18 protein-coding genes, 1 tRNA gene and 4 pseudogenes are annotated in these 24,220 nt (G+C 68.9%); 15 read left to right on the plus strand and 8 right to left on the minus strand.

Annotated elements, in window-relative coordinates; translation table 11 throughout:
- Positions 1 to 309 precede the first annotated feature (309 nt).
- Positions 310 to 1,095, plus strand: a complete 786-nt coding sequence (locus tag C463_RS02760) for a topoisomerase DNA-binding C4 zinc finger domain-containing protein (RefSeq protein ID WP_008440886.1) — start codon at positions 310 to 312, stop codon at positions 1,093 to 1,095.
- Positions 1,096 to 1,101: 6 nt separating this feature from the next.
- Here the strand turns inward: C463_RS02760 and C463_RS02765 are convergent, their stop codons facing one another.
- The 3 genes from C463_RS02765 to C463_RS02775 form a co-directional block, all read right to left on the minus strand.
- Positions 1,102 to 2,088: a tyrosine--tRNA ligase gene (locus tag C463_RS02765; protein ID WP_008440887.1), complete on the minus strand. Its 987-nt coding sequence runs from the start codon at positions 2,086 to 2,088 to the stop codon at positions 1,102 to 1,104.
- Between the two features lie 83 nt (positions 2,089 to 2,171).
- Positions 2,172 to 4,223: a DUF460 domain-containing protein gene (locus C463_RS02770; RefSeq protein WP_008440888.1), complete on the minus strand. Its 2,052-nt coding sequence runs from the start codon at positions 4,221 to 4,223 to the stop codon at positions 2,172 to 2,174.
- A gap of 138 nt (positions 4,224 to 4,361) precedes the next feature.
- The gene (locus C463_RS02775; RefSeq protein WP_008440889.1) at positions 4,362 to 5,546 is read right to left on the minus strand and encodes a M50 family metallopeptidase; all 1,185 of its coding nucleotides are present in this window, start codon (positions 5,544 to 5,546) and stop codon (positions 4,362 to 4,364) included.
- Between the two features lie 55 nt (positions 5,547 to 5,601).
- Between C463_RS02775 and C463_RS02780 the strand changes: the two genes are divergently transcribed.
- Complete coding sequence (locus tag C463_RS02780; protein ID WP_008440890.1) at positions 5,602 to 5,982, plus strand: cupin domain-containing protein; 381 nt, start codon at positions 5,602 to 5,604, stop codon at positions 5,980 to 5,982.
- A 50-nt stretch (positions 5,983 to 6,032) separates the two neighbouring features.
- Here the strand turns inward: C463_RS02780 and C463_RS02785 are convergent, their stop codons facing one another.
- Both C463_RS02785 and C463_RS02790 read right to left on the minus strand, forming a co-directional pair.
- The gene (locus C463_RS02785) at positions 6,033 to 6,836 is read right to left on the minus strand and encodes a succinylglutamate desuccinylase/aspartoacylase domain-containing protein (RefSeq protein ID WP_008440891.1); all 804 of its coding nucleotides are present in this window, start codon (positions 6,834 to 6,836) and stop codon (positions 6,033 to 6,035) included.
- A gap of 53 nt (positions 6,837 to 6,889) precedes the next feature.
- Positions 6,890 to 7,213: pseudogene (locus C463_RS02790) on the minus strand (hypothetical protein); the annotation flags it as partial.
- 143 nt (positions 7,214 to 7,356) lie between these two features.
- Here C463_RS02790 and C463_RS02795 point away from each other — a divergent pair.
- Together C463_RS02795 and C463_RS02800 are read left to right on the plus strand one after the other, a co-directional pair.
- Entirely contained in the window at positions 7,357 to 8,589 is a 1,233-nt protein-coding gene (locus tag C463_RS02795) for a site-specific integrase (protein WP_160163093.1), read from the plus strand.
- A 112-nt stretch (positions 8,590 to 8,701) separates the two neighbouring features.
- Entirely contained in the window at positions 8,702 to 9,196 is a 495-nt protein-coding gene (locus C463_RS02800) for a DUF309 domain-containing protein (protein WP_049905454.1), read from the plus strand.
- Positions 9,197 to 9,213: 17 nt separating this feature from the next.
- Here C463_RS02800 and C463_RS19540 read toward each other — a convergent pair.
- Positions 9,214 to 9,459 (minus strand): annotated as a pseudogene (locus C463_RS19540) (DUF309 domain-containing protein); the annotation flags it as partial.
- Positions 9,460 to 9,546: 87 nt separating this feature from the next.
- Here C463_RS19540 and C463_RS02805 point away from each other — a divergent pair.
- From C463_RS02805 to C463_RS17395, 7 genes are all read left to right on the plus strand, one after another.
- Positions 9,547 to 10,428 (plus strand): DMT family transporter, encoded by an 882-nt coding sequence (locus C463_RS02805; RefSeq protein ID WP_008440898.1) that lies wholly within the window; start codon positions 9,547 to 9,549, stop codon positions 10,426 to 10,428.
- Between the two features lie 118 nt (positions 10,429 to 10,546).
- Positions 10,547 to 11,551, plus strand: coding sequence for a PAS domain-containing sensor histidine kinase (locus tag C463_RS02810; RefSeq protein ID WP_008440900.1), 1,005 nt, complete (start codon positions 10,547 to 10,549; stop codon positions 11,549 to 11,551).
- Between the two features lie 30 nt (positions 11,552 to 11,581).
- Positions 11,582 to 11,665 (plus strand) — tRNA-Leu (locus C463_RS02815).
- 745 nt (positions 11,666 to 12,410) lie between these two features.
- Positions 12,411 to 14,066 carry a CTP synthase gene (locus C463_RS02820; RefSeq protein ID WP_049905457.1) on the plus strand — a complete coding sequence of 552 codons (1,656 nt, stop codon included), beginning with the start codon at positions 12,411 to 12,413 and terminating at the stop codon, positions 14,064 to 14,066.
- Positions 14,067 to 14,984 (plus strand): glutamine-hydrolyzing GMP synthase, encoded by a 918-nt coding sequence (gene guaA, locus C463_RS02825; RefSeq protein ID WP_008440902.1) that lies wholly within the window; start codon positions 14,067 to 14,069, stop codon positions 14,982 to 14,984.
- Positions 14,984 to 15,382, plus strand: coding sequence for a DUF7126 family protein (locus C463_RS02830; protein ID WP_008440903.1), 399 nt, complete (start codon positions 14,984 to 14,986; stop codon positions 15,380 to 15,382). Before guaA ends, C463_RS02830 begins: the two co-directional genes overlap by 1 nt.
- Positions 15,366 to 15,701 (plus strand): glutaredoxin family protein, encoded by a 336-nt coding sequence (locus C463_RS17395; RefSeq protein ID WP_008440904.1) that lies wholly within the window; start codon positions 15,366 to 15,368, stop codon positions 15,699 to 15,701. Before C463_RS02830 ends, C463_RS17395 begins: the two co-directional genes overlap by 17 nt.
- Before the next feature lie 72 nt (positions 15,702 to 15,773).
- Here C463_RS17395 and C463_RS02840 read toward each other — a convergent pair.
- Positions 15,774 to 16,607, minus strand: a pseudogene (locus tag C463_RS02840) (YegP family protein); the annotation flags it as partial.
- Between the two features lie 119 nt (positions 16,608 to 16,726).
- Here C463_RS02840 and C463_RS02845 point away from each other — a divergent pair.
- Complete coding sequence (locus tag C463_RS02845) at positions 16,727 to 17,926, plus strand: metal-dependent hydrolase family protein (RefSeq protein ID WP_008440906.1); 1,200 nt, start codon at positions 16,727 to 16,729, stop codon at positions 17,924 to 17,926.
- A gap of 601 nt (positions 17,927 to 18,527) precedes the next feature.
- Complete coding sequence (ligA, locus tag C463_RS02850) at positions 18,528 to 20,708, plus strand: NAD-dependent DNA ligase LigA (RefSeq protein ID WP_008440907.1); 2,181 nt, start codon at positions 18,528 to 18,530, stop codon at positions 20,706 to 20,708.
- 66 nt (positions 20,709 to 20,774) lie between these two features.
- Here the strand turns inward: ligA and C463_RS02855 are convergent.
- A pseudogene (locus C463_RS02855) lies at positions 20,775 to 22,093 on the minus strand (GntP family permease).
- Positions 22,094 to 22,363: 270 nt separating this feature from the next.
- On the opposite strand from C463_RS02855, the gene C463_RS02860 reads away from it, so the two are divergent.
- The gene (locus C463_RS02860; protein WP_008440909.1) at positions 22,364 to 23,347 is read left to right on the plus strand and encodes an ABC transporter ATP-binding protein; all 984 of its coding nucleotides are present in this window, start codon (positions 22,364 to 22,366) and stop codon (positions 23,345 to 23,347) included.
- Positions 23,344 to 24,159 (plus strand): ABC transporter permease, encoded by an 816-nt coding sequence (locus C463_RS02865; RefSeq protein ID WP_008440910.1) that lies wholly within the window; start codon positions 23,344 to 23,346, stop codon positions 24,157 to 24,159. Before C463_RS02860 ends, C463_RS02865 begins: the two co-directional genes overlap by 4 nt.
- Positions 24,160 to 24,220: the final 61 nt, after the last annotated feature.

Genomic DNA, 24,220 nt, shown 5'->3' on the forward strand with positions numbered 1-24,220 from the left:
GTATGTATAGCCTCCCGGCTGGGGCTTTGGAGGCGTTCACCGTCGATCTTCGGTCAGGTATGTATAGCCTCCCGGCTGGGGCTTTGGAGGCGTTCACCGTCGATCTTCGGTCAGGTATGTATAGCCTCCCGGCTGGGGCTTTGGAAGTGTCTTCCGTCATGACCTCCGCAGATATTCATAAGCGAGCGGCGGCGGATCTGGTGGATTCTCTCACCTCGCCGCATCAGAACTGAACGTCGTCACCCGCTCCACATCCCGAATAAACCTCCGCAACGACCGCTTTTCACCCATCCCGCGGCCACCCGTCCCATGCCGCAACGACTCCGCGTACTCGCAGGCGACTGCGTCGTGACCGACCGCGGCGACCGCACCCGCACCCATCGGGGGCGCGTCGTCGTCCTGATCAAACCGGACGACACGACGCTCGTCCACGACGCCGACGGCTACCAGCCCGTCGCGTGGCTCACCCGCCCGGAGAGCGTCGTCGTCGAGGGCGACGGCGACGGGTTCACCGTCACCGCCCGCGACGGCTCCCGGCGGCTCCGCGTCGTCGCCGAGGAAGCGACCGCGAGCCGCGCCCTTCCCGTCACCGAGGCGGGCGTCCCGGTCGGGACCTGCCCCGACGACGGCGGCCCGCTCGTGCGGTCGCGCGGCGACGTGGTCTGTCTCGACTGCGAGACGCGCCGGGGGCTCCCGGCGGGCGCGAGCGTCACGGACGCGACCTGCGACGACTGCGGGCTCCCGAAGATCCGCGTCGAGCGCGGCGAGCCGTTCCACCTCTGTCTCGACCCGGCCTGCGATCCGATGGACGACGCCGTCAGCGACCGGTTCGACAGGGCGTGGGAGTGTCCGGACTGCGAGGGCGACCTCCGGGTCCGCTCGGCGCCCGGCCGCGTCTACCTCGGCTGCGAGAACTACCCGGACTGCGAGACCACGTTCTCGTTCCCCGCCGGCGTCGTCGTCGACGAGTGCGACTGCGGGCTCCCCGTCTTCGAGACGGCGGCCGGGCTCGGCTGTCTGGACGGGACCTGTCCGATCGACGGGCGAACGACAGAGGGCGAAAAGACCGAATCTCCGGATCCGAACGCCGGCTAACGTCGATTACTCCGCGAGCTGCTGGCGACCCGGCGCGATGAGGCGGTCGAGGTACTCGGCGAGCGCGCCCTTCGCGTCCGCGGGGTGGAGCTCGCCGGACTCCAAGTCGGCTTCGAGGTCGTCGTAGGCGTCGTACTCCAGGTCCCCGCCGTACTCCTCGGGGCGCTCGACGGTCACCGCGTCGAACCGCGGGAAGACGTGGTACTCGAACACCTGGAGGACGGGGTTCTCGCGTTCCGCGCCGTCGTCGGTCGGCTCGGGGTCGGCCGTCGGCGGGCAGTAGGCGTCGTTCACCTTCGACTCGATGTCCTCGCGGGTGTCCTCCATCGAGATGGTGACGCCCTCGCTGGAGGACATCTTCCCGCGGCCGGTGCCGAGGTCGGCGATCAGCGGCGTGTGGAGGCTCGTCGGCGGCTCGCGGTCGATGCTCGGGAGCACGTCTCGCGCGAGCATGTGGACCTTGCGCTGCTCCATCCCGCCGACCGCGATGTCGACGCCGAGGTACGGGATGTCGAGCGCCTGCATCAGGGGGTAGACGGCCTGCGACACCTTCACCGAGTCACCCGAGCTGATCTCGGCCATCGCGCGCTCGGCTCGCGCGAGCGTGGTCTCCAACTCCAGCGCGTGGAGGTCGAGGGTGTAGTCGTCGTCGAGCTGGAAGTCGGAGCCGAGGACGAACTGGGTGTTCGACTCGTCGAGCCCGTAGGCGATGAACTGGTCGCGCATGCGCTCCGCGGTGTGACGGATATCCTCGAACGAGCCCTTGTCGTTGAGGTAGGCGTGGACGTCGGCCAACAGTACGGTCACCTCGAACCCCGCCTCCTGGAGGTCGATGAGCTTGTTCGCGGTGAGCATGTGACCGATGTGGAGCACGCCCGAGGGCTCGTAGCCGACGTACGCCCGCTTGCCCTCGGGGTCGTCGGCCAGCGCCTCGATCTCCGACTCGGTGACCACCTCGGCCGCGTTCCGGGTGATCAGCTCGTGAGCGTTCATACGTGCGACTGTACGTTACCGGACATATGACTTCTGGAAGCGTGCGGGGGCGTGGCGAGGGGTCACGCGGCGGCCTCGACGCCCTACTCTTCCGTCTCGGGCAGCGTCCGTCCCGCCCGGTGTTCCGAGATGATCCGGTCGATCCGCTCGGCCTTCTCGTCCCGCCGGCGCTCCTCGGCGCGCTCCTCCCAGTCGTCCACGGCGGCGGCGAGGTCCTCCTCGCCCGCGACCGCCAGCTCGTCCACCTCGCGGACCGGCACCGCGTCGGCGGGCACCACCGGAACCGAGCGCTCGAACAGTACCGCGTCCGCGACGTCCGAAAGGTTCCCCTCGCCGCGGATCACGGCCCGCGGGTCCGCCTCCGCGAGCCGCTCCGCGGTCCGGCGGCCCGCGCCCGACGCGTCCCGGAGGAAGACCACGTCGCCGGCGACGAGCCCGTACGCCTCGTCGGCGGCGTCGAGCGCGTCGAGCGTGAACTGCTCGACGACCTTCACGCTCACCAGCCCCCGTCCCTCGGCCACGTCGCCGAAGTTCGAGTGGTCGAGCCGCCACAGCTCCTTCAGCGTCTCCACCTTGCGTTCGAGGTCCTCGACGCGCTCCTGCGCCTCGTCGCGCTCGCGCTCCAGGCGGTCCGTCTCGCGTTCGAGCCGCGACACCGCCCGCCGCGTGCGCGCCTCGATGCGCTCCTCCCGTTTCGCCTCCTCCAGTTCGCCCTCCAACTCCGCGATCCGGTCGTCGCGCTCGTCGAGGTCGTCCTCCAGCGACTCGGCGTGCGACTCCAAGCGGTCGACGCGTTCGCGGAGCCGCCGGATCGTCTCCTCCTCCTCGGTGCGCTCGGGCTCGGTCGGGTCGCCCTCGGCGTCGTCCCCGCCGCCGTCCCCCTCGTCGCCGTCGTCCTCGCTCAGGTCCTCGATGACGGCCTCGACCGACGACTCGCCCGCGACGACACCGGCGATCACGGCCCCCCGGTCGAGCCGCGGCGGCGTCTTCGCCGCGATCCGCTCGAACTGGTCCTCGTGGTCGTCGTAGGCGTACAGCGCGGCCGCCAGCGCGTCGCGCTCGTGGTCGTTCGCGTAGCTCGCCTCCCGGGTGCGGTGGAGCTTCTCGTCGACCGGGAGGTCCGTCGTGGGCCGCCAGCCGGCGGCGTCGAACGAGCGCCGGAACTTCTCGACCGTCTCCGGCATCGGCTCCACGTCGGCGGCGACGATGATCGGGCGGCCCTGCTCGACGATCCATTCGGTCACCTCAGCGGTGTCGCCGGTTCGGGAGGAGTACAGCGCGTGGACGGTGCCGTCGAGGCCGACGACCGCGGCCGCGGTGGTCGTCCCGGGGTCTATGCCGACGATGACGCGGTCGCGCCGCTTCACGAGCGGCTCGTACTCGATGCCGTCGCGGCGCTCGCGCTCGACCTCGACGCGCACGTCGCCGGCCCGCGAGTTCGAGACCGGGATGTCCTCGGGCCGGGCCTCGACCGTGAACGTCGCGTTCGCGTAGCCGCCGTACTTCTCGGTCACGTCGCGCTCGAACTCGAGGTTCGACTCCTTCAGCTTCGACTGGACCTGTCGCGTCCGCTTCCTGACGTTGCCGTGGATCCGTCGGGTGTAGCGGTCTTGGCTCCACCCGCCCTTTCCCGTCGAGCGGCCGCGGGACACCTTCACTGTCGTCTCGTCGGTGAACGCGGTCACCTCGTGGCCGACGTTCGCGGCGGCGAGCCGCGCCGACGCCTCCGCCTCCTTCATCGGCTTCTTCCCGTAGGGGATCCCGTGTCGGGAGGCGACCCGCGAGAGCGGCTCCGGGCGCTCCGCCCCGGTCACTTGGACGAGTCGGGTCCCGTCGGGCAGCGACCGGAGGAAGTTGACGAGCTCGCCCTTGTCCGCCGCCAGCTCGTAGGCGTTGTCGGTGGCGACGTAGAGGGGCTCGCGGTCGTCTATCAGTCGGCAGAGCTTCCGGAAGGAGACCACGTCGCGGGTGATCCGGGCCATCGGCCCGTCGGCGTCCGGCGCGTCCGGGTCGTCCTCGTCGACGGGGTCCAGGATGACGAGCGCGTAGGAGGGGCTGTCGCCGCGGACGTCCCCGCTGTGGACGTCGACGCCGAACACCGGCCGGTCGCGGGCGCGGATGGTCCGGGTTGTCACGTACCGCGATAGGTCGTTGCCGCGTATATACCCCACGCCGGGGGAGACCCGCGCCCGGCGCCGTGTCGCCGAGCGGGCGGGCGGTCAGCTGATCGCCGTCAGCGGGGAGCGGTCAGCGGGCCACCGTCGATCGAGCGGTCAGAGGATCCGCGGCTCGTCGCCCGCCTCCCCTCGCCGGCCGCCGATCATCCCGGGCGTGCCGCCGGTCTGGATGATGTTGAACGCGGTCATCAGGTCCGACCGCGAGATGAGGCCGACGAGTTCGCCGTCGGCGTCGACCACCGGCAGCCGTCCGACGCCGTGTTCCTGCATCGTCTGAAGCGCGGTCAGGGCGTCGGCGTTCGGATCGGCCGCGACGAGGTCGGTCGCCATCACGTCGTCGACGGTGTAGGCGTCGCGCTCGACCTCGCGGACCGACCGGGCGTCTTCGAGGGTGACCATCCCGACGAGTTGGTCGCCGTCGAGGACCGGGTAGCCGGTGTGACGCTCCTCGAACATCCGACTCATCAGGTCGGCGACGGAGGTGTCCTCGGTCACCGTGTGGAGGTCCTCTTGGCGGGTCATGATGTCCGTGACGGTGACGCCCTCGAAGGCGGCCTTCAGCGTCGTCTGCTGGGCCTCGCCGGAGGCGGCAATGTAGATGAAAAAGGCGAGCACGATGAGCAGCAGCTGGAAGGAGAACAGCCCGATGATCCCCATCAGGAACGCGAACACCTTCCCAACGGCGGCGGCCCGCTGGGTCGCCTGCGCGTGCGGCTGGTTCCGCGCGAGCAGCGCCCGGAGGACCCGCCCGCCGTCCATCGGGAACGCGGGGAGCATGTTGAACACGGCGAGGACGACGTTCAACAGCGCGAGGTAGCCGAACACGAAGAGGAGGGCGTCGGAGCCGCCCGCCCCGACGAGGACGACCCCGTAGCAGGCGACCCCGACCGCGACGCTGACGAGCGGGCCGGCGATCGCGATCCAGAACTCGTGTTTCCAGTCCTCGGGGAACTCTTTGAAGCTGGCGAGCCCGCCGAGCAGCCACAGCGTGATCGACTCGATCTCGTAGCCGTAGCGCATGGCGACCAGCGAGTGGCCGAACTCGTGGAGCAACACCCCGACGAACAGCCCCACCGCGGCCGCCAGTCCGAGCAGGTACGGGGTGTTCCCGGCCGCGACCGCGCCGGCGTCGATCCCGAGCCCGGCGACCTGGTTCATCACCTCGGCGATCTCTCCCACCTGTCCGCCGATGAGGTACGCGAAGAGCGGTAAGACGAGCAGGAAGGTCCAGTTGAGCCGGATCGGAATGCCGAACGCGCTCCCGACCTCGATTCCACGCATGCCCTCGGGTTCGGCCGGTGATCGGTTAAATACACGGGCCCCGTCACTGACGCCCATGAGCGATACAGCAGATCCCGACCCGGTCGTGAAGGGCGGCGACGAAATCGCGTACGAACCCGTCGACGCCGCCGAGGGACTCTCGAAGGGCGTCCTCATCGACGAGTCCGACGGCGCCCCGAACTTCGCGATGCGTCGGTTCGAACTCCCCCCGGGCGCCGAGGTCCCCCGTCACACCAACGCGGTCGAACACGAGCAGTACGTCCTCACCGGTGAGTACGTCGTCGGGGTCGGCGACGAGGAACACACCGTCTCGCCCGGCGACGCCCTCCTGATTCCCGCGGGCGTCGAACACTGGTACCGGAACGAGGGCGACGAGCCCGGGGCGTTCCTCTGTGCGGTGCCGAACGGGGACGATACGATCGAACTCGTCGAGTAGGAGACGGGGATCCGGCTGCGCTCGAAGCGGTCGGGGAGGACGGGAGTCGGCTACTCCAGCGTCCCGACCCGGTCGGCGACGTAGCCGAACTGGTCGCGGTAGCCGTTCGGCGACAGCAGCACGGGGTAGAAGGGCTCGTCGGCGAGCAGCGGCTCGCCGTCGGCGGCCGCAAAGCGCTCGCCGGACTCGACGCGCTCGAAGTTGCGCGCGAACACCTCGTACGCCTCCGCCTCCGGCTTCGGGATCCGCTCGCGGAGCCGAAACACCGAGACGTCTTCGCGGCCGCCGGCGTCGAGGACGTCGTCGGCGCCGGGCGCGGAGATGGCGCCGGTCGCGGCGAGGAACGCGCGGGCGAGCCAGTAGGCGTTGTCGGCGGCGGCGTCGGAGCCCTGGAGGCCCGCCTCCACTTCGAGCGTGTGCGGGTGTTCGATGAGTCGCCCCTCGGTGAACGCGTCCGTCTGGATCACGGCGTCGACGGGAAGGTGCGGCGCGACCGCGCGGGTCACCTCGTCCATCGAGTCGATGACGGCGAACGGCTCCGCGTACGACTGCGTCGAGTGGATCGCGAGGATGGTACACCCCTCCAGCGCGTCGACGAGTTCGGCCGCGAGCCGCACCTCGTGGGCCTCCGCGTCCGGGTTCCCGGGGAACACGCGGTTGAGGTCGGCGTCGAGGTACCGCTCGCCGGCGTCGAGCGCCGGCTCGTTGGCGACTATCAGCCGCACCGGTCGCTCGGGGTCGAGGTCGGCGTCGAGGAGGCGCTCGACGGCGCGGGCGCCGCAGGGCTCGTCGCCGTGGATCGCGCCGACGACGGCGACCTCGGGCTCCCCGTCGCCCAGATCGTGGACTTCCATACGACACCCAGGCGGGCGGCGGATAAGTGGCGTTCGGATCCGGGACGATTCGCTTAGTGGCCCTCGTCGACGCGCTCCGCGTACTCGTAGTCCGCTGGGTACGCCGGCGGGCGAGCGTCGTCGAGGACGATCTGCCACCCGTCGACCGCCGCGGGGTCGTCGAGCGCGGCCCGGAGGGTCTCTCGGACGTCGTCGACGTCGACCCCGTAGAAGTCGCCCGGGACGCCGTCGAGGTACTGGAGCGCCGTCTCGAACAGCGACCGCATCCCGGCGTCGTTCTCGAAGTCGACGCGCTTGTACGCGCCGGCCGCGACCTGGACCATCCCGTGGAGGAAGGCGCTCTCGACCGTGCCGCTCCCGTAGTTGTACCACTTGTCCCTCAAACTGATTGAGTAGGTGTAAACAATCTTTAGATATAAGCAACTGGCCCGAGTGGGTTCGATAGAGGCGTGCCACCATGGCGAAATCAATGCGGGAGCGGTACGAAACCGCCCGAGAACGAATCAAGAACGACGAGGACGTGAGTGACGAGGAGAGGCGACTAATACTCGAATTTTTGAACGCAAACGACCCTCGTCAGAACACCTACCAGATGCCCGACGGCAAGACCAAGAGCGACGGGACGCTCGCGCGCTACGCCCGTGGACTCTGTCGCGTGGCGAGGGATTTGGATCCGGATCTTACCGAGGCCACAGCCTACGACATCAACTCCCTCATGGACGATTACCTCAATGGCAACGTGGAAGGGATCAAGGACGAGGGATTGGCAAGTGGCTCTGTGCGGAACTTTCAGGGTCCGACGCGCCGGTTCTATCTCTATCACGACGGCCTGGTGGTTAATCGTGAGGAGATTCATTTCGCCGAGCAGAACGATTCTCCGGTCGACGAACGGGATATGTTCTCCAAGGAAGACGTCCAAGCACTTCGTGAGGAAGCGAAACGTCGCGGCTCTCGTGACGCTTGCCTCGTGGACCTCCTCCTCTACACCGGGCAACGCCGAAGTGCAATACTCAATCTCCGACTCAAGGATGTGAACCCAGAGGACGGAATATTTTATCTCAACGAGGACGACGGAGACCTCAAGGGGGCCAATGGGAAGCGGCCGCTCTTGGGAGCTAACAAAGCCGTTCGAGATTGGAAACGCCAACATCCGACGGGAGACTCCGAGGACTACCTCATCACCCACAAGCACGACCAGAGTAACCGCGACGGTGTGCGACCGGGGGACAAGTTGGATCCGAGTACGGTGTACCGTCAACTCAAGCGTATCGGGAAGGGAGCAGACGTTGACAAGCCGGTGAATGCTCACAACTTCCGGCACTACTTTGTGACGGTCTGTAAGCGGGACTACGGAATGGACAACGATACGATCAAACACCTGATCGGCCACGAACCCGACAGTAAGGTAATGGAGCGAACCTATGCCCATCTCACCGACGAGGACCACATCGAGGCGGCCGAGGTGGCCCAAGGGCTCCGTGATCCTGAGGAAGATAGCCCACTCACACCGCCGGTGTGCGACCGTTGCGGAGAGCCGTTAGAAGGTGAGTGGAAGTCGTGTCCCTACTGTGGTTTGGTGTACTCTCCGGACGCTCAGGAGGCGAAGGACAAGATGACAGACGACCTGAAACGAGAGTACTTTGACACCAACTCCGGGGACATAGACACTCAAAAAAAGATCGACACGCTCGACGAACTACTCGACGATCCCGAGGTGAGGACCGTATTGCTAGAGAAACTTTCTGATAGCTAACTCCTCTATGGGGAACCGCCACCCTATCCAAACACGTCGTGTGTCTCTATAGTGTATTGTTCCTACTCATCAGTCCGACGCGGTTAGGTGGGTTGGAGTAGTAGTTGCCTCTATGGACGATCACACCCGAGATGACACCGTGGGTCCTCCAACTTCGGGGAACCCAACCGGGTGGGATAACAGTCGCAGACCGTCTAACGGGTGGGAACACGGGACGCTCCGCAAGGCTGTAATTCACGGCGTCCGCCTCTACAACGCCAAAGAGTACCATGAGGCGCATGATTGTTTTGAAGCAGAGTGGTACAACTACGGTAGCGGGACCACCGAAAGCGCCTTCCTCCACGGGATGGTCCAAGTCGCGGCCGGTGCGTACAAGCACGTCGATTTCGGGAACGACGACGGCATGCGGTCGCTGTTCGAGACGGCCCTCCAGTACCTCCACGGCGTTCCCGGCGACTTCTACGGTGTGAACGTCGATAACGTGCGATCGGCGCTCCACACCGCGCTTGACGATTCTACTGTGATTGACGAATGGAAAATCGAACTTGACCAGGAGTATCCGGTTGCGGTGGATTGGGACCGCGAGTATGTCGAGCGACTAGAGTGATTTAATGGCACATCCCAGTCGTGGCTCTCGTGGTAGGCGCCGTCGTTGAACAGCCGCACGCCGTGTTCGGTCGCGCGCCGGAGCGTCGCGTGCTCCCAGTAGCCGCCGGCCACCTGTGCGTCGCGCGGGCCGCCCGACGAGCCGCCCGTTGACCCGTCCTCGTCGTCCGCCGCGGACGGGTCTGGGGCGCGGTCGCCCGCGTGCCACCCGGTCGGGTCCCCGAGCGGCGGGGCGACGCCCGGGTCGCGGGTGTGGTCGTCCATGTGGGCGGTGTTCGCGGGGGAGGGACCTAACCGTTTCGCGGGCCGGATCGAACCCTTCTTTTCGCCGGTCGCGCTCGGGGCGAACGAATGGACGCCGGACTCCTCTTCGCGCTCGCCGCCGCCGTCGTCTGGGGGGCGTACCTCTTCGTCCTGAAGCGGACCTTCGCCGAGTATCCGCCCGCCGCGTTGACGGTGGCGATCAACGCCGCGGCGCTCGGGTGGTTCCTCGCGGGGACCGGGCTCACGGTCGGCTTCGGCGACGCCGCGGCCGGGCTGGCCGGGCTCGTCGTTCCGCGGCGCTTCGCGGTCGTCGCCGTCACGAGCCTCGCGACGGCCGCCGCCTTCGTCCTCTTCCTGCGCGCCATCGAGGACGGGGCGGTGTCGTACGTCGCGCCGATCAACAAGGTCGTCCCGATGTTCGTCCTCCCGCTGGAGGTCGGGCTACTCGGGCAGGTGCTGGCGCCGATTCAGGTCGCCGGCGTCGTCGTCACCACGCTCGCGGTGTACGTCGCGAACTACGAGCCGGGCAGCTTCTTCGCGCCGTTCGCGCGGGCCGCCCGCTCGCGCCCCGCTCAGCTGGCGCTCGCGAGCGCGGCCTGCTACGCGGTCGGCGACGTGGGCAAGCGGGTCGCGCTCCAAGAGCTCGCGATCCCCGGCACGCTCTGGGTCCCGCTGCTGCTCGCCGGCGTCGCCGTCGTGCTGCTCCCCGCGGCCGCCCGGAACCCCATCAAGGCGAGCCGAGGCGACCTCCCGAAGTTCCTCGCGGCCGGCGCGCTCGTCGCGCTGGGCGAACACCTGACGACGGTCGCGTTCGCGACGCTACCCGCGAGCGTCGCCTCCCCGGTGATCAACACGCAGGCGATCGTCGCGGTGGTCCTCGGGGGCGTGCTGCTCGGCGAGCGCCACTTCCGACTGCGGCTCGTCGCGGCCGTCCTCGCGGTCGTCGGCGTCGCGATGATAGCGGGCTGAGGCGGCGTGTGCGGCGAGTCGGGGGTGCCGGGATCCGAGAAACACTTTACCGCTCACCCCCTCAACGCCGCATGGAACTCCCCCGGAATCGGCTCCGATCGACCACGCCGAGTCGATCGTGAACGCCCTCGGCGACGGCGCGTACGTCCTCGACGCCGACCGCAACCGCGTGTTCGTCAACGACCGCCTCCGCGAGGTGACCGACTTCGACGAGGCGGTCCTCCACGACGAACACCCGGAACGGCTCGTCGAGACGGGGCACTGGAGCAAGGAGACGGGGGACCGCTACCGGGCCGCTGCCGAGCGCGTCCTCGCGGGCGAGGTCGACGACGAGCGGGTCCAGATTGCGATGACGCTCGGCGACGGCGACGGGATGACCGTCGAAACGCGGCTGACTCCCGTCGAGCGCGGCGGCGACATCGTCGGCGCGGTCGGGGTCATCCGCGACGTCACGGACCGAGTCGAGCGCGAGCGCGAACTGGAACGGCTCAACGAGCGGCTCGAACGGCTCGCCGGCTTCCTCTCGCACGACCTCCGGAACCCCCTGTCGGTCGCCCGCGGCTACGTCGACCTCGCGCGAGAGACCGGCGACACCGAAGGGTTGGCCGCCGCCGAGAGCGCGTTCGGCCGGATCGAGTCGATGATCGAGGAGGCGCTCGTGATGGCCCGCGATCCCGAGGCGATCGAGACGGCGGACGAGGCGGTCGACCTCGCGGACCTCGCGGCCGACTGTCTGGACTCCGGCGACTTCGGCGAGATACCGGCCGACGCCGACCTCGTCGTCGAGGACGCCGGTCCCGTCGTCGGCGACCCGACGCTGCTCCGGCGCGCGGTCGGGAACCTGATCGGGAACGCCTTCGACCACGGCCGCGACGCACCCACGGTCCGGGTCGGCGTCGACGAGCGTGGGATCTACGTGGCCGACGACGGCCCGGGGCTGCCGGTCGACGAGCGAGAGCGCGCGGGGCTGACGGAGTTCGGCGTCGACCGCGGCGGCGGCACCGGGATCGGACCCGCCATCGTCGAGCGCGTCGCGGCCGCGCACGGCTGGACGCTCGATATCGTCGAGTCCGCCGAGGGCGGGTTCCGTGCGACGCTGGTCGGCGCGGAACCGACGGGATAAAGGGCGGGCCGATCCAAGGCCAGTCCGCGTGCGAGGGTAGCCAAGCCCGGAAACGGCGGCGGATTCAAGCTCCGCTCCTGTAGAGGTCCGTGGGTTCAAATCCCTCCCCTCGCATGAGCGCGTCCACAACGCGCGAATGCACACGAGGGAGGGTTTGAATCAGGGAGCGCCTCTGGCGCGACCGTGGTTCAAATCCCTCCCCTCGCATCGCCGGGGTCCGCCCCCCGTGATGCGGGAAGACGCTCTCGGAGCGCTCTTCCCTCGCAAAACTTCACTCGAACGCCGCGAGCGACTGCTATTTATAAACAGACGCGGTGGCGCGTGCCTGCGAGCGGCCGCCCTCGGCGGCCGCGAGTCAGCACGCGCGAGGGAGTCGCTGGCGGCCAAAGCGGAGCGAAGGCCGCCAGCGACGAGGTTGGGGAGGTGTGAGGCTGCGGCGCTGTGCGGTTGGGTGGGAGTCAAAGGGCGGCCGGGAGGCGTGCGCAGGCGTTCACGAGAGCGAAGCTCTCGTGAGCCAATCAGAACGCAGAGCGTTCTGATGACGACGGAAGCACCACAGCGAGTGAGCGAAGCGAACGAGCGAGGAGCGCAACGAGCGTGCGCACGCCTCCCGGCCGGGGCTTTGGCGGTGTTCTTCGCGGACGCAACGACGTACAGCCGAGCGGTCGGGGCTTTGGCGGTGTTCGCCGCTGATCCGCTGTCGACAGTTTATAAATAACCGTTTTGATACCACGGAAAATAGTACCACGCCCACGCGGTACACCTCTCCATAGCGACCTGACACGTCTCGAAACGACACGAACGTCCAGCGAACTGCGGGGTCCGAAACGGTTTTGCCCCGGCCTGCCGGACGGTCGATATGCCAGCAGATCCCGACACGGGGTACGACCCCTCGATGGGTCGGAAGTTCGTGTTCGTCACGGGCGGTGTGATGTCCGGGCTGGGCAAGGGCATCACGGCCGCCAGCACCGGGCGCCTTCTCGCCAACGCGGGCTTCGACGTCACCGCGGTCAAGGTGGACCCCTATCTCAACGTCGACGCCGGAACGATGAACCCGTACGAGCACGGCGAGGTGTACGTCCTGAAGGACGGCGGCGAGGTCGACCTCGACCTGGGCAACTACGAGCGCTTCCTCGGTACCGACATGACGTTCGACCACAACGTCACCACGGGGAAGACGTACCAGCACGTCATCGAGCGCGAGCGCGCCGGCGACTATCTCGGGAAGACCGTCCAGATCATCCCGCACGTCACCGACGACATCAAGCGCCGCATCCGGGAGGCGGCCGAGGGGAGCGACGTCTGCCTCGTCGAGATCGGCGGGACGGTCGGCGACATCGAGTCGATGCCGTTCCTCGAAGCCCTGCGGCAGTTCGCCCACGAGGAGGACGACGAGGATATCCTCTTCACCCACGTCACGCTCGTCCCCTACTCGAAGAACGGCGAGCAGAAGACGAAGCCGACCCAGCACTCCGTGAAGGAACTGCGCTCGATAGGCCTCCAGCCGGACATCCTCGTCGGGCGCTCCGAGGACCGGCTGGACCCCGAGACGAAAGAGAAGATCGCCCTCTTCTGTGACGTGCCCACGGACGCCGTGTTCTCGAACCCGGACGTCGAGGACATCTACCACGTCCCGCTGATGGTCGAAGACGAGGGGCTCGACGAGTACGTGATGGAGCGGCTCGGCCTCGCCGAGGAGGCGCTCCCGAAGGAAGAGCGGTCGACGGAGTGGCGCGACCTCGTCACCCGCGACCGCGACGAGGAGATCGACGTGGCCCTCGTCGGCAAGTACGCGCTCGAAGACGCCTACATGTCGATCCACGAGGCGCTGAAACACGCCGGCATCCAGACCGGCACCGAGGTGAACGTGCTGTGGGTCGACGCCGACGAGACTCGCGAGGAACACGAGCAGCGCCTCGCCGAGGCGGACGGGGTCGTCGTCCCCGGCGGCTTCGGCTCCCGCGGGATCGACGGGAAGATCGAAGCGATCCGCTACGCCCGCGAGAACGACGTGCCGTTCCTCGGGCTCTGTCTCGGCTTCCAGATGGCGGTCGTCGAACACGCGCGCAACATTCTCGGGCTCGACGGGGCTCACTCCGCCGAGATCGACCCCGACACGCCACACCCCGTCATCGATCTCCTCCCCGAGCAGTACGAGACGGAGGACATGGGCGGGACGATGCGGCTCGGCGCCCACGAGACCGACATCGAACCCGACACGCTCGCGGCGCGGGTGTACGGCGCCGACGCCTGTACGGAGCGCCACCGCCACCGCTACGAGGTGAACCCCGAGTACATCGACGCGCTGGAGGCGGACGGTCTCGTCTTCTCCGGGCGCGCCAACAACCGGATGGAGATCCTCGAACGCCCCGATCACCCGTTCTTCTTCGGGACGCAGGCACACCCCGAGTTCCGGTCGCGGCCGGACCGCGCGAGCCCCCCGTTCGTCTCGCTCGTCGAGGCGGCGCTGGGATCGACGGACACAACCGAGCGGAACGCGGACGTGAGGCTATAGATGGTCGAGACGGAGGAATTCATCGCGGAGGCGAAAGCGGAGATCCGGGAGGCGATCGGCGACGCGAACGCCGTGATCGCCCTCTCCGGCGGGGTCGACTCCTCGGTCGCGGCGACGCTCGCGTACGAGGCGGTCGGCGACCAGCTCACCCCCGTCTACGTCGACACGGGGCTGATGCGGAAGGGGGAGACCGACGAGATCCGCGACACGTTCGACTTCATGGAGTCGCTGCGCGTCATCGAGGCCCAAGACCGGTTCTTCGACCGACTCGAAGGCGTCACCGACCCCGAGGACAAGCGCCACGTCATCGGCGAGGGGTTCATCGACGAGTTCGAGACTGTCGCCCGCGACGTCGACGCCGACTTCCTCGTCCAGGGGACGATCTACCCCGACCGCATCGAGTCGGAGGGGAACATCAAGTCCCACCACAACGTCGGCGGGCTCCCCGAGATCGTCGACTTCGAGGGGATCGTCGAGCCGGTCCGCGACCTCTACAAGGACGAGGTCCGCGAGGTCGCCCGCGAGCTCGGCCTCGAGGAAATCATCTCTGAGCGCATGCCGTTCCCCGGGCCCGGGCTCGCCGTCCGGATCGTCGGCGAAGTGACCCCCGAAAAGGCCGACGTCGCCCGCGAGGCGACCCACGTCGTCGAGGAGGAACTGGAGGAGTACGACCCGTGGCAGGCGTTCGCCGCGGTCCTCGGAAAGGCGACCGGCGTCAAGGGGGACAACCGCGTCCACGGCTGGGTCGTCGCCGTGCGCTCGGTCGAGAGCCGCGACGGGATGACCGCCCGCGCGCAGGAGCTCGACTGGAGTACGCTCCAGCGGATCCAGAGCCGGATCACGGGCGAGAACGAGAACGTGGCGCGCGTGGTGTACGACGTGACCCACAAGCCGCCCGCGACGATCGAGTACGAGTGATGGTGGGGACCCCCGCCCGCCCCGACGGCGGTCGCGCCGAGGGCACGCTCGCCATTGTCGCCGGTCCCGACGAGAACGGGCTCGGCGAGGAACTCGCCGCCCTCGGCGTCGAGATCCGCCGGATCGAGGGGCTCGTCACGGCGTCGAAGCTCGAAACTGCCGGTATCGACGAGGCCGACTTGTTCGTCCTCACCGACGTCGAGGAGGCGACCGGTATCCCCGTCGCCAAGGAGCTGAACCCCGACGTCCGGATCGTGACGTACGCGAACCGGTCGCTGCCGGGGTTCGTCGCGACGGTCGCCGACCTCGCGATCGACCCGGACCTGCTGGACGCCGCGACGGTCGCCGAGGAGCTGACCGGAGACGCGGACGCGAGCGACGATGCCGACCGAGAGTGACGACCCCGCCGCCGACGGCCCGACTGGCGATGACCCGACTGACGACGACCCGACTGACGACCCCGCGACCGTCCCCGTCACCCTCTACACCCGCGAGGACTGCTCGCTGTGCGTCGTCGCCCGCGAGACGATCGAGTCCGTCGCGGCCGACCTCGACGGCGTGACGGTCGCCCTTGACGAGGTCGACGTCGACACCGATCCGGAGCTGGCCGAGGAGTACGGCGAGCGCGTCCCGTACGTGCTGGTCGACGGCCACCCGGCGTTCAAGTACGAGGTGGACGAGCGCGACCTGCGGCTGAAGATCTTGGCGGCGACCTGACTCGGAAAAAAAACGCGACCGACCGCGAGGACCGCTTCCGTCCGCGCGACGCCGCTACTTCTCGACCGTCTCCGCGCCGGGCGCGTTCGCCTTCACGCGGGTCACGGCCTCGACGGCGTTCGACCGGGAGGCGTACCCCTCGCCAGAGTCCGCGAGGACGTTGCCGTTGCGGTGGCGGAGCCGCCAGCGCGGCTTCCCGCTCGCGTCCTCGAACAGCCCGAACCGGGCCTTGCTCTCGCGCAGCGACGCGGCCGCGGCCTCGGCGGCCGTCAGGTCCTCGCGGGCGGCGTCGAGCGCCGACTCGGTCGTCTCCAGTTCGGCCTCGGTCTCCGAGAGTTCCTCGCGAGCGGTGTCCAGCTCGGACTCCATCGCCGCCAGCTCCTCGCGGGTCGTCGCCAGCTCTTCGGTCGTCTCCTCGGTCGCCGCCGTCGCGGCCGCGGTCTCGTCGCGCATGCGCTCGTAGTCCTCGTAGACGGGGTCGGAGAGCAGCGGCACGACCGTCCCGGCCAGTCCGATGAGGAGGAGCCCGACCCCGTACAGCGTGATCACGGTCGGATCGCCGGACGTCGTGAACCACCCGCCCAGAAAAATGTTGACGAACCACACGACGCCGAGGACGCTCACCGCCGTCCCGAGGTAGCCGAGGTACGTTCCGGTCCGGCGGAGCGGGAAGCGGATCACGGCGCCGAGCATGATGAACGGCGGCGCCAGCGCCGCCAGCGCGTACCCGATTCCCCGTGTCGTCGTGGCCGAGTCTGTGAGGAAGAACACCGCGACGCCGGCGAGGCCGAGCAGCACGCCGAAGCCGAACAGCCAGTAGCCGTTCACCTCGTCGTTCGTGGTGGGCGTGCCGATCCGCCGCTCGTACAGGCCACCGTCTCCGCCAGATTTGTTATCTGTTCTCATATCCGGGGGCGACTCCGGCCATCCGGTCATAAATAGGGGCGACGGGGCACGGTTCGACGCGGGAGTTCGCGACTACCGCGACCCGAGCGTTTACCCGTTCGTCCGTCCCTCACACTGGCATGGCACACGCAGACGCGTACCTGTTCACCGGGGGTCGAGTGGCCGACGCCGACGGAACGCGGACCGCGGACGTCGCGGTCGTCGACGGCGAGATTGCCGCCGTCGGCGACCCCGACACGGTCGAGCGCGCGGTCGAGGACGTCCCAGACGAGCACCTCGAACGCGTCGACGCGAGCGACCGCGTGGTCGCGCCCGGGCTGATCGACGCGCACGTCCACGCCATGATGGACGGGCGCCCCGACGTTTCGACGGCGGTCTCCGACAGCGATTACACCGCGAGCTACCGGGCCACGAGCAACCTCGAAGCCGCCGTCTCGGCCGGCGTCACGACCGTTCGCGACCTCGGCAGCCGCGGGACGCTCGCGCTCGACGCGGGCGAGGCGGTCGCCGCGGGCCAGATCGACGGGCCGCGCGTGCTCGCCTGCGGCCGCAACGTGATCATGACCGGCGGCCACGGCAACTGGTTCGGCCGCGAGGCCGACGGCCCCGACGAAGTGCGGAAGGCGGCCCGCGAGCAGCTGAAGGCCGGCGCGGACGTGCTCAAGTGTATGGCGACCGGGGGCGTGCTCACCGAGGGCGCGGTGACGGGCGCGCCGGAGCTCACCCCCGAAGAGCTCGCCGCGTTCACCGACGCGGCCGCGCCCACCGACACGCCGACCGCGGCCCACGCCCACGGCGAGGCGGGGATCAAGAACGCAGTGGAGGCCGGCATCTCCAGTGTCGAACACGGGACGTTCATGGACCGCGAGGCCGCCGAGATGATGGCCGAGCGCGGTACCTACTGGGTACCGACCGCGAGCGCGCTCCGCGGCATCGTCGACAACGGCGTCGAAGCCGGCATCCCCGAGGACGCCGTCGCGAAGGCGGAAGACGCCGCGGACCGCTTCGACGACGCGTGGGACCACGCGCTCGACGCGGGCGTCCCCATCGCGATGGGGACCGACGCGGGAACCCCGTTCAACTTCTTCGAGGAGATCCCCCAAGAGATGGCGTACATGGTCGACTACGGGCTCCCGCCGGAGCGAGCGCTGGAGGCCGCCACCGTCAACGCCGCGGACCTGCTCGGGCTCGACAACGTGGGGCGCGTCGCCGAGGGGTATCAGGCGGACCTCGTCGTCCTCGACGCCGACCCGACCGAGGACGTCGAAGCGTGGCAGGACCCGGACGCGGTGTTCGCGCGCGGTGAGCGCGTGGAATAGGGGAGATTCGGTTTCGGTGTGGCGGTTTATAAACAAGCGAGCGAGCGGTGTCGCAGTCGAGTGTTTCTCACCGGACGACGACTCCGGGGCGAAGGCTCCTGAAGCCTCGACCGTTCGGTTCCGGACCGCTGTCACCGAACTGACGGCGAACACCGCCAAAGCCCCAGTCGCGAGGGCGTCGCACGCTCGCCGTGCTCCTCACTCGGTCGCTCACTCCGTTCGCTCCCTCGTTGCGGTGCTTCCATCGCCTGCGACGCCCTCGCGACAGCGTGGCGCTACGCGCCACGGGCAACCGGCGGCTCCGCCGCCGGTGACTGCCCCTTTGTGTCCCACCCGACCGCACCGCAGCCTCACACCTCCCCAGCCTCGTCGGTCGCCCGTCGCTCCGCTCTGGGCGACCGACTCCCTCGCGGGCGGTTCGCGGCCGCCGGTGGCGGCCGCTCACCGGCGCGCCGACCGCACTGCGCGTTCGTTGGTTTATAACTGGCAGTCGTCGTCCCACGCAGATCTTCAATTCTGGCCCGCCGCCGTCGGTCCGCGCTCCCGGCGCCGAACGCGACGAACGGTCGCCTTTAACCCGAGCAGACGCAAGGATCGGCTGATGACGAGCGCGCAATCCGGGTCGTCGACCCGGCACGCGGACCCGGCCGAGAACCCCTACGTCGAGGACCCGCCGACCGACTTCGACCCGGTCGACGGACTCTCCGAAGCCGAGGCCGGCGAGCAGGCCGAACTGCTCCGGGCGGCGGTCCGCGAACACGACCACCGGTACTACGTCGCGGCCGACCCCCTCGTCTCGGACGAGGCGTACGACGCGCTGTTCGCTCGGCTGGCGGAACTCGAAGCCGCGTTCGATCTCCCGACCGAGAACTCGCCGACGCAGCGCGTCGGCGGCGAACCGCTCGACGCGCTGGAGACGGTCGAGCACGTCGCCCCGATGCTGTCGATCGACAACGACACCGACGCCGACGCGGTCCGCGAGTTCGACGAGCGCGTCCGCAAGGGGCTCGCGGACGCTGCCGAGTCCGGCGACCGCCCCGGGTTCGACCCGGACGACCTCGCGTACGTCTGCGAGCCGAAGTTCGACGGCCTCTCGATCGAGGTGATCTACGAGGACGGCGAGTACGTCCGCGCGGCCACCCGCGGCGACGGCCGCGAGGGCGACGACGTGACCGAGCAGGTCCGCACGATCGGCTCGGTTCCCGCCCGGCTCCGGGGCGACGACCATCCCGAGCGACTCGCGGTCCGCGGCGAGGTCTACATGCCCCGCGACGCCTTCGAGGCGTACAACGACGAGCTGATCGAGCGCGGCGAGGAGCCGTTCGCGAACCCGCGCAACGCCGCGGCGGGCACGCTCCGCCAGCTGGACCCGGCGGTCGTCGCCGAGCGCCCCCTCGACGTCTTCTTCTTCGACGTGCTCGCGTGGGAGACGGGCGCGGACGGCCCGGAGCGCCCCGCCCGCCACCGCGACGCGCTCGACGCGTTTGCGTCTCTCGGTCTCCGCCGGAACGACCGTGTGGAGATCGTCGACGACGTCGAGGCCGCGATCGACTACCGCGACGAAATACTGGCCGAACGCGACGACCTGAACTACGCGGTCGACGGCGTGGTGATCAAGGTCGACGCGCTCGCGCACCGCGAGGCGCTCGGGAGCACGTCGCGCGCGCCGCGCTGGGCGTTCGCGCACAAGTTCCCCCCGCGCACCGCGACGACCACGGTCGAGGGAATCACGGTTCAGGTGGGCCGCACCGGGCGGCTCACGCCCGTCGCCGAACTCGACCCCGTCGACGTCGGCGGCGTCACGGTCTCGCGCGCGACGCTCCACAACCCCGCCGAGATCGAGGCGCTCAGCGTGAACGTCGGCGACCGAGTCCGGATCTACCGCGCCGGCGACGTGATCCCGTACGTCCCAGCGGTCGTCGAGAAGCGGAGCGAGGGGACGTACGCGTTCTCCGACGCCTGCCCCGTCTGCGGGGCCGAGATCGAACGCGACGGCCCGCTCGCGTTCTGTACCGGCGGGCTCGGCTGCTCCGCGCAGCTGGAGCGCGCGGTCGAACACTGGGCGCGCCGCGACGCGCTCGACGTGGAGGGGCTCGGGCCGGAGCGGGTCGAACAGCTCCGCGAGGCCGGCCTCGTCGAGTCGCTGCCGGACCTCTACGACCTGACCGCCGACGAACTCGCCGCGCTGGAAGGGTGGGGCGAGACGAGCGCCGAGAACCTGATCCGCGAACTCGACGCGACGAAGCGCCCGCCGCTCGACGACTTCCTCGCCGGGCTCGGTATCCCCGACGTGGGCGCGACGACGGCCCGGGCGCTCGCCGCGCACTTCGGGACGCTCGACGCCCTCCTCGACGCCGACGAAGCGACCCTCCGCGAGGTCGACGACGTCGGCCCCGAGGTGGCGGCGTCGATCCGGACGTTCCTCGACCGCGAGGAGAACCGCGCCGCGATCGAGGGGCTCCGCGAGCGCGGCGTCGACCCAGAGCCGTTCGAGACCGACGCGGGCGACGGCTCGGCCGACGCGCTCGACGGGCTCACGTTCGTGTTCACAGGGTCGCTCTCCGTCCCGCGGAGCGAGGCGCAAGCCCACGTCGAGGCGCGCGGCGCGAACGCCACGTCGAGCGTTTCCGGGAACACCGACTACCTCGTCGCGGGCGAGAACCCGGGGCGGTCGAAGCGCGAGGACGCGGCCGCCGAGGACGTGCCGGTCTTCGACGAGGACGGGTTCGGCGACCTGCTCGCGGACCGCGGCGTGCCGTGGCCGCCCGAGGGCGACGAGTAGCGACGGCGCGGTCGCTGGCGCGGTGCGATCGCCGAAAAAACCGCTCCGAAAAACGGGTCGCTCGCCTCAGGCGAGCGGGAGGACCGTCGACAAGATTAGCACGGTGATCAGTCCGGTCACCGAGATGATCGTCGTGAGGGCGGTCCACGTCTGGAGCGTCTCCCGCTTGGTGAGCCCGCCGATCTCGCTGACGAGCCAGAAGCCCGAGTCGTTGAACCACGAGAAGATGTTCCCGCCGGCGCCGATGACCATCACCAGGTAGGCCGGGTGGACGGTCAGCTGGCCGGTGAGCGGCGCCATGATTCCCGCGGCGGTCAACATCGCGGCCGTGGCCGACCCCTGAGCGATGCGGACGATCGCGGCGATGAGCCACGCCGTGACGAGCAAGCCGATACCGACCTCCTGAAGCGCGTTAATCAGGTAATCTCCGATGCCGGACGCGGCGAGCAGCGCGCCGCACGCGCCGCCGGCCGCCGTGATCGCGGCGATGTTCCCGCCGCTTTTCAGCGCCTCGGTGAGCTCGTCGCTCCACTCGCTTCGGGTCATGTCGTCGTAGCGGTAGAAGGTGTACGCGGCCGCGAGCGCGGCGATCGTCAGCGCGACGTTCTTGTTGCCGAGGAAGTCGGTGGCCGGCTGGAGCGAGGCGAGCGCCGGGAGACCTCCTGAACGTGTTGACGGCGGTCGACGAGGCGATCAGCAGGACGGCCAGCAGGATCGGCGCCAGCGACTCGACCACGCCCGGCAGCTCGCTGGTCGGCCGGTCCGCGACCTCCTGTAGCTCCTCCGTCGAGGTCGCCATCGTGTCGCGCAGCGGGATGTCGAGCCGGCTGTTGATCTGGCGACCGCCAGCGGGCCGGGCGTGGGCGGGACGAACACGTGCGTCGTCGCGGCCCCCGCGCCGACGACGACGATGAACAGCGTGTAGTCGCGGCCGACGCGCGCCCGCACGGAGCGCGCGAGCGGCGCCATCAGGTAGAACACGCTGTCGAAGAACACCGGGACCGCGAGCACCGAACTGCTTCCGAGCAGCGCCACGTCGGAGTTGCTCTCGCCGAGGAGGCTCTGGAACCTGCGGACGACCGCTGTGCCGCGCCGCTCTCCAGCATCCCCTTGCCGATGATCGCGGCCATGAGGATCGGGATCCCGATCCCGGCCATCCCGTTGCCCAACGCCGTCGCGACTTGGCTCCCGGCGTCGGCCGCGGTGAAGTCGGCGACGAACACCGTGTTCACCACGCCGACCAGGAACGCCGAGATGATCAGCCCGATGAACGCCGGGAGGTCCGGCCACACGAGCAGCGCGACGACAAGCATCAGACCAATTATGAACGTTAGTAGCGGACTGTGCGCAAACTCAACAGCTGCTTGAAATGATACCGGTGCCATACTGGCCGATATGTCAGAAATTTCACTTAATTTTCACGCGGAATAATCTCTATACAGGGTCTAAACGGCCAAAACTGTGTTTTTCTTTCGTTTGTTGGATCATTTCGCTCGAACAAAACGGTCGGAGAACTGGGTGTTATTTTTATTGCTTTTGGACAAACTCTTCTGGTATCAGAGAAAATATATGTTATTCGACATACTTGTCGAACGGACGGACGTTCCGCGCTTCGACCCGCAACCCTTTATCGAGCCACGCCGGTATCGAAGGATATGACCGCCATCGAGCTACGGGGCGTGACCAAGGAGTTCGCCGAGGTCACGGCCGTTCGCGACCTCGATCTCACCGTCGAAGACGGCGAGGTGTACGGGTTCCTCGGCCCGAACGGCGCCGGCAAGTCCACGACGATCGACATGCTCCTCGACCTCGTCCGGCCGACCGCGGGGACGGTCCGCGTCCTTGGCGCCGACGTCGCGACCGACGGTGTCGAGATCCGGCGTCGGACCGGCGTGCTCCCCGACGGCTTCTCGGTGTACGACCGCCTCTCCGGGCGGAAACACGTCGAGTTCGCCGTCGAGTCGAAGGAGGCGGACGACGACCCGGACGCGCTGCTCGACCGCGTCGGCCTCGCCGACGCCGCGGACCGGGACGCCGGCGAGTACTCGAAGGGGATGCGTCAGCGGCTCGCGCTGGCGATGGCGCTCGTCGACGACCCCGACCTGCTGATCCTCGACGAGCCCTCCTCCGGCCTCGACCCGGCCGGCGCCAAGGAGATGCGCGAGATCGTCCGGGCGGAGGCCGAGCGCGGCGCCACCGTCTTCTTCTCGTCGCACATCCTCGAACAGGTCGACGCCGTCTGCGACCGCGTCGGCATCCTCCGCGACGGCGAACTGGTGGCCGAAGACTCCGTCGAGGGGCTCCGCGAGGCCGTCGGCGGCGAGGAGACGCTGGAGGTCGCGGCCGCGGGCGCCGACGACGACGCGGTGGCGGCGGTCCGCGCGCTCGACGGCGTCTCGGGCGTCACCCGCGACGGCGACGAACTGGTGGTGAACTGCGACAGCGACGCGAAGACCGCCGTCATCGCGGCCTTGGAGGACGCGGGCGTCGATGTCGCCGACTTCCACACCCGCGAGGCCTCGCTGGAGGACCTCTTCTTGGCGTACACGGAGGGCGAAGCCGGTAGTCCCCCGGACGGCGACCACACCGACGCCGACCCGACGAACGACGACCCGACGCCCGAGGGGGTGGACCGATGAGCCTCGCCGCGATCGCCCGGAAGGACCTACAGGAGACGGTCCAGTCGCGCGGCATGATCGCCTTGGTGGCGCTGTTCTCGCTGCTCGTCTCGGTGCTCGCGTTCATCGTTCGCCCGACCGGACAGAACGAGCAGTTCGCCACGGAGGCGCTGTTAAGCTTCTTTGTCGGCCCGGTCCTCGTGACCTACCTCGTCCCGCTCGTCGGCGTCGTCGTCGGCTACAGCGCCGTCAGCGGCGAACGCGAGTCCGGGTCGCTGAAACTGCTCCTCTCGCTCCCCCACTCGCGGGCCGATGTGGTGTTCGGGAAGGTGGTCGGCCGCGGCGCGGCGCTCGCGCTCGCGGTGTTCGCCGGCTTCCTGCTGCCGGCGGCCGTGCTGATCGTCGCGCCCGTCACGTTCAACGCCGGGTCGTTCTTCGGCTACACCGTCTTCGCGGCCGCCCTCGGCGTCGTCTTCGTCGCCATCTCGGTCGGTTGTTCGGCCGCCTCCGCGACGCAGTTGCGCGCCCTCATCGGTAGCATCGGTATCTACGTGCTGTTCGTCCTCCTGTGGGGCATCATCACCGGGCGACTGATCGGCGCCGCCGGCCCGCTCGTTGACGCGCTCCCCCTCTCGGCGACCCAGATCGAGGTGTTCCTCCGCGTGTCGAACCCCACGACCGCGGTCGAGGTGCTGTCGAACGCGTTCCTCGGCGGACAGCTCTTCAGCGGCGACAGCGCGAACCAGCAGCTCTCCGCGGCCGCGATGCTGGTGTTCTGGACGGTCGCGCCGCCGCTCGCCGGCCTGCTGAAGTTCGACGCGGACGACCTGTAAGCGACTCGTTCGCGGCGGATCGCGAGCGGTTTGGGGGATTCGTCAGCACTACGCGAGTCCG

It is taken from the genome of Halorubrum californiense DSM 19288 (genome assembly GCF_000336875.1).
In the GTDB taxonomy this organism is placed as follows: Archaea; Halobacteriota; Halobacteria; order Halobacteriales; family Haloferacaceae; genus Halorubrum; species Halorubrum californiense.